The sequence below is a fragment of the Bacillus sp. SM2101 genome (assembly GCF_018588585.1).
Taxonomy (GTDB): Bacteria; Bacillota; Bacilli; order Bacillales; family SM2101; genus Nanhaiella; species Nanhaiella sioensis.
Window position 1 is genome coordinate 224,807 of the sequence record NZ_JAEUFG010000007.1, and the last position, 11,850, is coordinate 236,656.

The following is an 11,850-nucleotide window of genomic DNA, read 5'->3' on the forward strand; positions in this document are numbered from 1 at the left end:
AAATTTGTTTGGATGTCTGACGTCGGATGTCTAATCGGAGTTATGACATTCATGTTTCAAATTTGTTCAGCAAAATTGCTAAGCATTCTGAACGAGTGTATATCCTCATTAAATAAAGGGATTAACATTACTTTCTGTGATTTAAATTGTTCCTTAATTTGATCTAAATAAACTCTTTCTTGTTGTTTTCGTTGTTGAAAAAAAGTGTCAGACATATCGTCAGGTAATACTTTATTAACAACAATTGTCTCAACTTGAAAGTCATTATCTTGAAGTAACATTACAGCTTTTTTAGTTTCAATAATTGGAAGTCGTTCTGCATTTAACACGAACAAGTATCCTGTAACTTTACTATTTAATAAAATATCTCTAACTTCTTTAAATCTATTTTTTCTCATTTTTAAAATTTTATAAATTGGATCTTCAATTTCCTCACCGTCATTAAGTAATTGAGAATAATTTCTGTTTATTTTCTTTCGACGACTTACCATTCCGTTCATCCATACAGTCATTAATTCTGGTAGCGATAATAGCCTAAGTGTGTGTCCTGTAGGAGCTGTATCAATAATTAAATGATCGAACTTGTCTTTTTTTTCGATGATAATTGAAACCAATTTGTCAAATAATGCTGCTTCATCCGCTCCTGGGGAGCATTTAGCTAAATCAATTTGACGATTCACCTCCTCAAGCATGTGGGGTTTAACCGTTTCCCTTATATTGTCCTTAACTGTCTGAATGTATCGATCAGCTTCTTGATGTGGATCTATTTCAAGCGCAAATAAGTTTGAATACACTTCTCTTTGTGTATGTCCTACTTGTTGATGAAAAATATCACCAATATTATGTGCTGGATCTGTGGAAATGATTAATGTTCTTTTGTTATTTTTTGCAAGTTTCAGCGCAATGGCGGCAGCTGTTGTTGATTTCCCTACCCCACCTTTGCCTCCTACAAATAGAATTTTTTTAATATCCATTAGTAACCTCCGTTTATGGTTTTAATCATTTAACAGCATCGAATGCCATCTAGTGGTGAGTGCTCCATACCCATACGTAAGTGCCATTCGTGGAAATTTTCAATCATATAAGGGTATAATTCTAGCGTATAATAAAAAATTGGATTAGGAACACCCAGTAACTCTGAACTACAAAGTAATACAAATAAATCATCTTCGTCTCTGAGCTCCCTTGCAATTTCTATGCGGTGAGGTAATTTAAGCATTTCATCATAATTCCTAATGAGTATTTTCAACATATTCCATGCCTTGTCCATTATTTCACCATCCTTATACAAAATGAACCTTACGTTTTTAGAATCAATCTTCTTATATATAAAAAAGGTGACTTGCCTTAAAAGGATAGCCACCTATGCCAGTTTTTGATTATCAAATTTTTAAATACTACCAAATCAGCTTTTTCAACGAATGAAATAGGCGTTACAACTATTACGTATAAGCGTATATATAACTTTATCACCACCACCAATTAAGAAGAGAACAGCAGACTTTGGTAGTTACATCGGAGTATTAATATTATTAGTGTTGTCCTTTTTCGTTAATGAAGAGAAGGCAATCAACAATATCCAAAAAGCGAATACTAATATAACTCCACCTAGTATGAATAGAAGTAAATTTGCATCTGATTCACCATATCCTGACCACTGAAAAACAACTTGTTGTATCATCGCCCAAAGCGTCATAATAATAATGAACAACATAGGAGCTAGTGTAACAATATAATTTCTCCCTTGTTTTTTGAGCCAAATTGAAATAAGTAACAAGCTTATACCTGCTAATAATTGATTCGACGTACCAAACAATGGCCAAAGCAAGTACCCACCTGACCCAAAACCATTGGGACCTTTTGGTAACAATATTAGAGCTGCACTTGTAATTACAGCAACCGATGTTGCAACATGCGTCTTTGTTAATGGATTTATCTTGTACTCATATCCTAATTCTGAAATAATATATCTCATTAATCGTACTGAAGTATCTAACGAAGTTGCCGCAAAGCTTACGACGATAATCGTTACTATCGTTTTTGCAATTTCTTCTGGAATAAATAACCCAGTTGCTAGCTGAGCTGCCCCGCCAATAAACGCACTTAAACCTCCGCTACTAGCATTATCAAAACTACTATAAGCAGTTAAAAATTCTCCAGGTGTAGCGAAAAATGTCACGACTGCAATGATGGCAATCAACGCTAGCGACCCTTCACCTATTGCCCCTAAATAACCAACAAAACGAGCATCTGTTTCTTTATCTAGCTGTTTAGAGGTTGTACCTGACGAAACCAATCCGTGAAACCCTGAGATAGCACCACATGCAATTGTGATGAATAACAATGGAAACCAAGATTTGTCTGTAGCAGCTGTATTTGTCATAGGCGCCGTTATTTCAGGCCTTAATAATAATAGTCCACCATATAAAATAAATAACCCGACGATAAGTTGATGAGAGTTAATATAGTCTCTTGGCTGTAATAACTTCCAAACTGGTAAGATAGAAGCGATATACAAATACACCATTAAAATGATGATCCAAACAAAAAATGCCATTGAAACACCATCAAGTCCAAATAAAACAGTGTTATTTGCACCACCGAAATATCTCACTAAATCTATTTGAAGAATTTGATACTTACTAGTTAAAACTGCAGTTGCGTACATTATCAAAAGCGCAATAATTGAAGGTACAAGCATCCCTTTTTTCTTTCTATAAACTGCATACCCTATCCAAATGGCGAGAGGAATTTCAATAAATACAGGGATAACACTGGCTGGAAATGTAATAAATAAATTTGAAATAACCCAAGCAAAAACTGCATTTACCATAAGCACTAAAATTAAGATAATAAATAGAAATAAGATCTTAGCTTGCTTCCCGATTAGTTTATTCGTTAAAGTACCGACAGATTGTCCTTTGTGACGAACAGATAAAACGAGTGTACCAAAATCATGTACCCCTGCAGCAAAGACAGTTCCTAATACAACCCATAGCAATGCAGGTAACCATCCCCAATAAACTGCTATAGCTGGCCCAACAATTGGTGCAGCACCTGCTACCGAAGTAAAATGATGCCCCCATAAGATGGATTTTTTCGTTGGCACAAAATCAACACCGTCTTCATACTTATGTGCTGGAGTTACATAACTAGAGTCAAGACGATAAATTTTCTCCGCTATAAACTTCGAATAATATCGATACCCGAGTGCAAAGACTACCATTCCGAATATCGCTAACCAAATACTATTCAACTTCATTCCCCCCTACCAAAGAAAATTTGTACAATAGTGATAAAACAACTACATTCTTGTCCATTTTGAACCTTGTTAATAGTAATACTATTCAAGTGACCAATTCGATATTATATTTTTCTGAAAGAAAAGGCTATTTTCATAAACTTTGTTTTTGTTTTGACTAAGGTTGGACTGAAATATAGAGATTTATGAGTGGGATATATTTTAAATAAAGTATAGAACACTAGACTGATACGTGATTGATGTTAGTAAGAAAAATAACAAAAAGTGCGCAAACAGTATTTAAAGGCTCTTTTCGCAAACTTTGCTATTATTTCATTTAAATTTGAGTAACTAATATGTAATAAATGCTTCTTTAGTTCATTGAAAAGAAAAGATGCCACGAAGGTAGCTTATTGCATGTCTACCTCTCTTAGTACGAAAAGTAACAAATAGTGCACAAACAGTATATAAAGGCTCTTTTCGTAAACTTTGCTATTATTTCATTTATATTTGAGTAACTAATATGTATTAAATGCTTCTATAGTACATTGAGAAGAAAAGATGCCACGAAGGTAACTTATTGCATGTCTACCTCTCTTAATACGAAAAGTAACAAATAGTGGACGAAGCTAATATAAAGGCTCTTTTCGTAAACTTTGCTATTATTTCATTTATATTTGAGTAACTAATATGTATTAAATGCTTCTTTAGTTCATTGAAAAGAAAAGATGCCACGAAGGTAACTTATTGCATGTCTACCTCTCTTAGTACGAAAAGTAACAAATAGTGCACAAACAGTATATAAAGGCTCTTTTCGTAAACTTTGCTATTATTTCATTTATATTTGAGTAACTAATATGTATTAAATGCTTCTATAGTACATTGAGAAGAAAAGATGCCACGAAGGTAACTTATTGCATGTCTACCTCTCTTAATACGAAAAGTAACAAATAGTGGACGAAGCTAATATAAAGGCTCTTTTCGTAAACTTTGCTATTATTTTCTAAATTAGAACGATTGGTAACCGGTTATATAAACACCTGGATTTCAATTAGCAAAGACACATCAAATTCTAGCTTTTGAAAAGGAGAGTTTCTAATACGCAAAACTTCCATCAAGGCTAAACATATTATAGAAAACGAATAGAATTCTTCAAAAAAGGAATAGTATAAACGGTGAAGTTGGTTAATCTCGATGTAACGTTAAGCAGGTTAGGTAAAGTTCTAGAAGCTGTAATTAAGTAAACAATTACAAGGGGGTTTGACTGATATGACTAATAAAAAAATAAAGCAGGCCGTAGACTATGCCAATGAAACGAATCCAACATCGCGGTCTAATAAAAAGAAACCAAATTCTTCGAAAAGTGATAAAAAACTTTAGAATAATCATAAAGGAGAGATGATGCATGGGTAAAAAGAATAGAAATCGTATTAATGCACCTAAAAAAAACAACCATCTACCACCAGAGGCAACGAGAGCTGAACAAGAAGCTCACGGTGAGGAATTTTCTGCTAAAAAGCGAAAAAAATAGTTTGTTACCCTTATAAAATCTAGCAATAAAAGCAGCCAAAGAAAACTCCTACAAAAATAAGAGTAATTTCTTTGGCTGTACATCTTCATTTGACCTTTGTTCTAAAGAGACCCTTCCTAGTTAATGATGTGGTTCAACCATTTCTCTGCTATCTCTTTCATGTCTATATGTTGATAAATTACGATATATTTCTACCCTAGCTCGGTTAATACCCCCGATGGGTTGATGTTCAACAAGAGCATGTCCAGGTGAGAATGTAAAATCCTCTGCTAACTCGTCTCTTTGCTTCGTTCTAAAAATTTGTGATGGGATTTTAATAGTCGCAACTTTTATAAATGGAGAATCCTCTTCTTTCCACTCTACTCCAGCATCTTCCACAGGCATAAGTTGTGGATCTTTTTGAAATTGAATGAAAAAGTCAAAACTAGCCTCCTCTTTAGCTAAGTGCTTTTCTATATTATCAGTTAAATAACGGTCAGTTAAAGGTTCTGGTAGCGTACTTTTATATGTAGATGTTGGGATGATTGAATATTTCACTACTTTATTAACACCGAACATATAAGGAGTTGTACTCCAATAGCGGATATCTAAAGGAGATGAATGATTTTTTTTACCATTATTTAATTCCTTAATAATATCTCCTCTCCCAGACAAAGTCATCTTCAACAATAAAACGAGTGGATTCCACTTTAAACTATAATAAACAGCATCATGAAATAGTTTTACTGTCCCTAATGGCATAGTTGGATGGCTCATTAGTACAAAATCTTGGGTTTCATTTTCATCCTTCTCATATTTTTTCCCCTTAACTCCCATTAATTTTACCGCAAATCCTCTGAAGTCTTTTTTCATATCCGACTGTATTTTACCATTTGCATTTGATATACGAATCCACGCATCATATTTGTTTGGTTTTTCAAAAATACCTACTTTTAGTTCATCAGGAAGATTTGGCTCAATAATAAACTGAGCCTGTAACAATGCGAGGTGTTTTGGGTGAGCATCTCTTTTCGTATTTCCTTCAGTATATTCCATCTCCATTTTTTTTCTTAGTAACGATTCCATACTTTCAATTAAAGATGCTTCATCATTTGGTATTGATTCAAATTTAGTTACTTGATTTGCATTATCCATAGAAATATCTCCCTTTTTTGTTATTAACAATATGATTAGCAAAAACATCATAAATATTCATAACAAAACTGTAGTTGAAAATGGAATTAAGTATTTGAGGAGCTTCTAGCTAATTAAAAATAACCTCACTCCATATAGAGCAGGTTATTTATTGTACAAGTTATAGAAATCAAAAACTACTGGCAACTTGCTTATAAATAAGAATGGTTGTGACAGTCATCTAAATGAAAAGAAAGCTACTATTATTTGCTCGTGGAATTTGTAAGGTATACACAATTTGTATGACTAATTATCTCCTTTTTCAGTTGGCTGCTTTTGTATATTGATAACAATTTCTTTAATGTGATGACTCCCACACAATGAACAATTGTTACTTTTATAACTTAAAATAGCACAACAATGAGTACAATATTTGTTCATATCCTCTACTCCTTTTACAAGTGTTGTACTATTCTATGCAACGCGAATACAAAATGATGCTAAATATAATAATTTATTATATTTATGGCTGCTTTCGTAATAATTGTTACTTTTCGTTCTAAGACATAAACATGTTTAGCTCTAGCGTTCATGGCATTTTCAAAATTATTGAATTCTCATAATTCTCATCATACATCCATTTTTATGAACAATAATAACAACGTTTAAGAAAAAAAGAGTCTATTTAGATCATTTAATTGGTATCTTTTGTAATTATTTAATTATCGTGAACAGCTCGTTACTTCTACCTAGCCTTTTCTAATGTATAAGCTCGTGTCTGTATGTGTATTCGCCTAGTTCAATAAAAAAAATTAATATTTACCGAAGCAAAATAAAAAAACCAGTGTAAAAACTGGTTTTTAAAAAACTAATTATTCCTTGTTATTTTCCTTCCATATCTCACTCACTTGACCTTCTTCTTGTACATCTATAATAAATGAACCATTGCTATATCGATCGGTCGGTCTAAGGGTGATAGGATCAACAGAATGAATCACATCATTTTCAGTTTGGAAATATACTACGTCTTTTTGAGTAACAAAAACAACACCAACTAAACGATGAGGGTTATTTTTTAGTTCACGTAACATCACTACACCACGTTTTGCACGAGATGTTTTTTCAAATCCTGTCAATTTCATTCTTTTAATTGCACCGCGGTGTGTTATCGCTACTAGATCAGGCTGCTGTTTTTGTTGACCTATGATTCCACTTACGACATAATCGCCATCTTTTAAATTGATTCCCTTCACTCCTGCCGCACGCGCTCCGACAACATTTACTTCATTTTCATGAAACCATAATCCATTTCCAAAGTAGGTTGCTAGAAAAATATCCTTAGTCCCATCTGTCATTTCAACATCAATGACTTCATCATGATCTTTTAAATTAATTGCTACTAATGCTCGAGAATATCGTGTTGCTTTATATTGCTCCAGAATGGTTTTCTTCACCATACCGTTTTTTGTGACAAATAATAAAAATTGACTGGTCTTAAACTCTTTAATAGGAATTGCTTTAATGATCTGTTCATCTCGATCAATGTTGACGATATTTGCAATATGTTGTCCAAGGTCTTTCCAGCGTATATCAGGTAATTCATGGACAGGACAATATAAATAATTACCTTTGTTAGTGAAAATTAATAAGACATCAGTTGTATTAATTTCATACATTCCTAATAGCCTGTCTGATTCTTTCATTGCAAAATCTTGCCCATTTGAAGCAGAATATGAACGAAGACTCGTTCTTTTCACATAGCCGTCCTTCGTAACCGTGACAATTACATCCTCAGGTGCAACCATCACTTCTAAATTGATTTTTAAATCCTCTATTTCAGCTTCAATAATGGATCGTCGGTTATCGGCATATATTTTTCGAAGCTTTCTTAAATCTTTTTTTATGACAGTAAATAACCTTTTTTCACTAGTTAAAATTGCTGTTAATTCAGCTATTTTATCTAATAATTCACCTGCTTCTTGTTCAAGCTGAGTAATGTCTGTATTTGTTAGGCGATATAGCTGCAATGTAACAATTGCTTCCGCTTGTAGCTCAGTAAATTGAAACGCACTAATAAGATTTATTTTGGCATCTTTTTTATCTTTTGACGCACGAATGGTTGAGATCACTTCATCTAATATCGATAATGCCTTCATGAGCCCTTCCACAACATGATGTCTATCTTTTGCTTTATTTAATTCATATTGCGTCCTGTTTTTTACCACTTCTGCTTGGTGTTTAATGTAAGCATCAAGCATCTCTGCTAAGCCCATTAGCTTCGGACGTTTTTGGTGGATAGCTACCATATTAAAGCTATACGGAATTTGCAAGTCAGTATTCTTTAATAGATAATTTAACACACCTTGTGCATCTGCATCCTTCTTTAATTCTATAACGATTCGCAATCCCGTTCGGTCGGTCTCATCACGAACCTCTGATATCCCTTCGACTTTACGATCTAGGCGTAAATCATCTATTTTCTTTACTAAGTTGGCTTTATTTACTTCATAAGGGATTTCAGTTACGACAATTTGTTGCCTACCACCTCTAATGGATTCAATCGACGTTTTACCTCGAATGATCATTTTGCCTTTACCAGTTTGATATGCTTTTTTAATCCCTTCTACTCCTTGGATGATGCCTCCCGTTGGCAGGTCAGGGCCTTTAATAACTGTCATTAAGTCATCAATTGTACAGTTTGGACGGTCAATTCGCATAATTACACCATCTATTACTTCTCCAAGATGATGTGGAGGAATTTCGGTCGCATACCCTGCTGAAATCCCAGTGGATCCGTTCACTAATAGGTTCGGAAACATAGCAGGTAACACAACTGGCTCTTTACTCGTTTCATCAAAATTCGGTATGAACTCTACTGTATTTTTATCAATATCTCTCAATAGCTCTGAAGCAATTGATGAAAGCCTTGCCTCTGTGTAACGCATAGCAGCTGGCGGATCACCATCAATACTTCCGTTATTCCCGTGCATTTCAACCAACAATTTACGCAGTTTCCAATCTTGCGTCATACGCACCATAGCATCATAGACTGATGTATCACCATGCGGATGATAATTACCAATTACGTTTCCTACAGTTTTTGCTGATTTACGAAAGGCTTTGTCAGCTGTATTTCCTTCAACGTACATAGAATACAATATACGTCTTTGTACAGGCTTCAACCCATCCCTAGCATCAGGTAAAGCACGTTCCTGAATAATGTACTTACTATATCTACCGAAGCGGTCGCCGAGAACATCTGCTAGTGGTAATTCTCGAATTGTTTCAATTTGTGACATTCTTAATCCTCCTCCACGACCGACAAGTTATCATTGTCTAAAATATTCGTTTCTTCCTCTAAACCAAAAGCTACATTACTTTCAATCCATTTACGTCTAGGTTCAACTTTATCACCCATTAACGTTGTAACTCGTCTCTCTGCTCTTGCAGCATCATTAATCCTTACTCTAATGAGCGTTCTCGTTTCAGGGTTCATAGTTGTTTCCCAAAGCTGATCAGCGTTCATTTCACCAAGCCCTTTGTAGCGCTGAATTGTGTACCCTTTCCCTATCTTATTCATAGCTAATTTCAGCTCGTCCTCAGACCAAGCATATTCTAACACTTCTTTTTTTCCAGTTCCTTTACTAACTTTATATAGTGGTGGCAGAGCGATAAATATTTTACCTGCATCAACGAGTGGTTTCATATATCTATAAAAAAATGTAAGTAAAAGTACTTGTATATGTGCTCCATCTGTATCGGCATCAGTCATAATGATTACTTTATCATAATTAATATCCTCCACAGAAAACTCAGAGCCAACTCCTCCACCTACAGCATGTATAATTGTATTAATTTCTTCATTTTTAAATATATCTGCAAGCTTAGCTTTTTCTGTATTAATAACCTTACCACGTAAAGGCAGCACAGCTTGAAATCGTCGGTCTCTCCCTTGCTTAGCAGATCCACCTGCAGAATCACCTTCAACTAAATAAAGTTCATTTTTATGTGGATTACGAGATTGAGCTGGTGTAAGCTTTCCACTTAATGTACCTTCAGATTTCTTTCGTTTCTTCCCGTTTCGTGCTTCTTCTCGAGCTTTTCTAGCAGCTTCTCGAGCTTGATATGCTTTTATAGCTTTTTTCACTAATAACGAACTAACATCAGGATTTTCCTCAAAGAAATACGCCAAATTCTCCGTTATAACAGCATCAACTGCTGAGCGCGCATCACTTGTCCCTAACTTCCCTTTCGTTTGCCCTTCAAATTGAAGTAACTCCTCTGGAATTCTGACAGACACGATGGCAGCAAGCCCTTCACGAATGTCTGATCCCTCAAGGTTTTTATCTTTTTCCTTTAATAATCCTACCTTACGGGCATATTCATTAAAAGCACGCGTCATTGCTGTTTTAGCACCCGACTCATGGGTACCTCCATCCTTCGTTCTTACATTATTCACGAATGAAAGGATGTTTTCTGAAAATCCATCATTAAATTGGAAGGAATATTCAACTGCAATGTCGTTTTGTTCCCCTTCAAATGATATCACTGGATGTAGTGTATCCTTTTCCTCGTTTAAATATTGAACGAAAGCCTCTATGCCATTCTCATAGTAAAATATTTCTTGCTCATCATGCCGCTCGTCTATGAGCTCAATCTTTAGACCCTTTAACAGAAATGCTGACTCACGCAATCTCTCACACAGTGTATTAAAGTTATATGTAATTGTACTAAATATGCTTGGGTCTGGCTTAAAGTGAGTTGTTGTACCCGTTTGATTCGTTCTCCCTTTATTTTCAAGTGCAGAAACTACACTTCCTCCTTGTTCAAACCTCTGTTCGTATACGTTTCCATCACGACGGATCGTAACAGTTAACCATTCTGAAAGAGCATTAACGACAGATGCACCTACACCATGTAATCCTCCACTCGTTTTATAACCACCTTGTCCAAACTTCCCACCAGCATGTAAAACAGTATGTATAACTTCAGGAGTGGGCTTTCCCGACTTATGCATGCCAACTGGCATGCCTCTCCCTTTATCAACTACACTAATACTTTGATTTTTATGTATCGTAACTTTTATATGGTTCCCGTAGCCAGCTAAAGCTTCATCTACAGAATTATCAACAATTTCATATACTAAATGATGTAACCCTCGTGTGTCCGTACTTCCTATGTACATACCCGGACGTTTTCTTACAGCTTCCAGCCCTTCTAGCACCTGAATGGCTTCATCATTATATTCAAAACTTTGCTTTGACAAAAAACTACCTCCTCAATACAAAAAACATACACAACAACTTTTTAATCTTGTTATAGTACAAAATAAATGCGTAAACGCCTCGATTATCCCTGACAAGCATTCGAGTCATTTCCCTTGATAGGATGTATGGAAATGGCCTCGAGGTGATAGGCACTAAAGGTGGATTATCCTATAGCCCCTAAATAATATTTTTAGTTCCTTTTTGCCCATAAAAAGAACGGGTGTTCTAATTATACACCTTTTAGAAACAGAATAAAACTGCAACTCCTATTTTATATAATATATGGTAATACCCACTTATCACAAGGACAAAAATTTTTTCTTCTTTTAAAACCCTCTCATTTTTGTAAAATTTGATTTTTCTAGCCTATGAATGATAAATAATTTAACATAAGGCTCTTTTCGTTTACTTCGGTGCTTTTGGAACTTATATTGGAGTAAATGATGTGTATCATATGACTCTTATAGTCTATAGAGAAGAAAGGATAGGTTTTTTAGAAAAACCAACAATGAATACGAAAACAATCTAAAGTGAAAGTTCAAATGCTCCTATTGAATAAAATTAAGACATAAACGAGTAGAGGGAAAATAAGGACATTATTTTCGCCCCTCTCACAACACCGTACGTGAGTCCGTCTAACAATCAGTTTTGTATCTCAATATTTCTTTTTCATTCTCTCGATATCAAGTTTTGTATCA

7 protein-coding genes are annotated in these 11,850 nt (G+C 34.7%); 1 reads left to right on the top strand and 6 read right to left on the bottom strand.

Annotated features, from left to right (window positions below; all coding sequences use genetic code 11):
- Nucleotides 1–56 precede the first annotated feature (56 nt).
- From JM172_RS09205 to JM172_RS09215, 3 genes are all read right to left on the bottom strand, one after another.
- Nucleotides 57–974, bottom strand: coding sequence for an ArsA family ATPase (locus JM172_RS09205; protein WP_214481893.1), 918 nt, complete (start codon nt 972–974; stop codon nt 57–59).
- Nucleotides 975–1,003: 29 nt separating this feature from the next.
- Complete coding sequence (locus JM172_RS09210; RefSeq protein ID WP_214481894.1) at nt 1,004–1,270, bottom strand: cory-CC-star protein; 267 nt, start codon at nt 1,268–1,270, stop codon at nt 1,004–1,006.
- Nucleotides 1,271–1,510: 240 nt separating this feature from the next.
- Entirely contained in the window at nt 1,511–3,256 is a 1,746-nt protein-coding gene (locus tag JM172_RS09215; RefSeq protein WP_214481895.1) for a carbon starvation CstA family protein, read from the bottom strand.
- A gap of 1,390 nt (nt 3,257–4,646) precedes the next feature.
- Between JM172_RS09215 and JM172_RS25140 the strand changes: the two genes are divergently transcribed.
- The gene (locus tag JM172_RS25140) at nt 4,647–4,772 is read left to right on the top strand and encodes a hypothetical protein (RefSeq protein WP_284730443.1); all 126 of its coding nucleotides are present in this window, start codon (nt 4,647–4,649) and stop codon (nt 4,770–4,772) included.
- Nucleotides 4,773–4,892: 120 nt separating this feature from the next.
- On the opposite strand, the gene JM172_RS09220 is transcribed toward JM172_RS25140, so the two are convergent.
- The 3 genes from JM172_RS09220 to parE all read right to left on the bottom strand — a co-directional run bounded on the left by JM172_RS09220 (nt 4,893) and on the right by parE (nt 11,151).
- Nucleotides 4,893–5,906, bottom strand: coding sequence for a catalase family protein (locus JM172_RS09220; RefSeq protein ID WP_214481896.1), 1,014 nt, complete (start codon nt 5,904–5,906; stop codon nt 4,893–4,895).
- An 851-nt stretch (nt 5,907–6,757) separates the two neighbouring features.
- On the bottom strand, nt 6,758–9,184 hold the full coding sequence (gene parC / locus JM172_RS09225) for a DNA topoisomerase IV subunit A (protein ID WP_214481897.1): 2,427 nt from the start codon (nt 9,182–9,184) through the stop codon (nt 6,758–6,760).
- 2 nt (nt 9,185–9,186) lie between these two features.
- Entirely contained in the window at nt 9,187–11,151 is a 1,965-nt protein-coding gene (parE, locus tag JM172_RS09230; protein WP_214481898.1) for a DNA topoisomerase IV subunit B, read from the bottom strand.
- Nucleotides 11,152–11,850 lie beyond the last annotated feature (699 nt).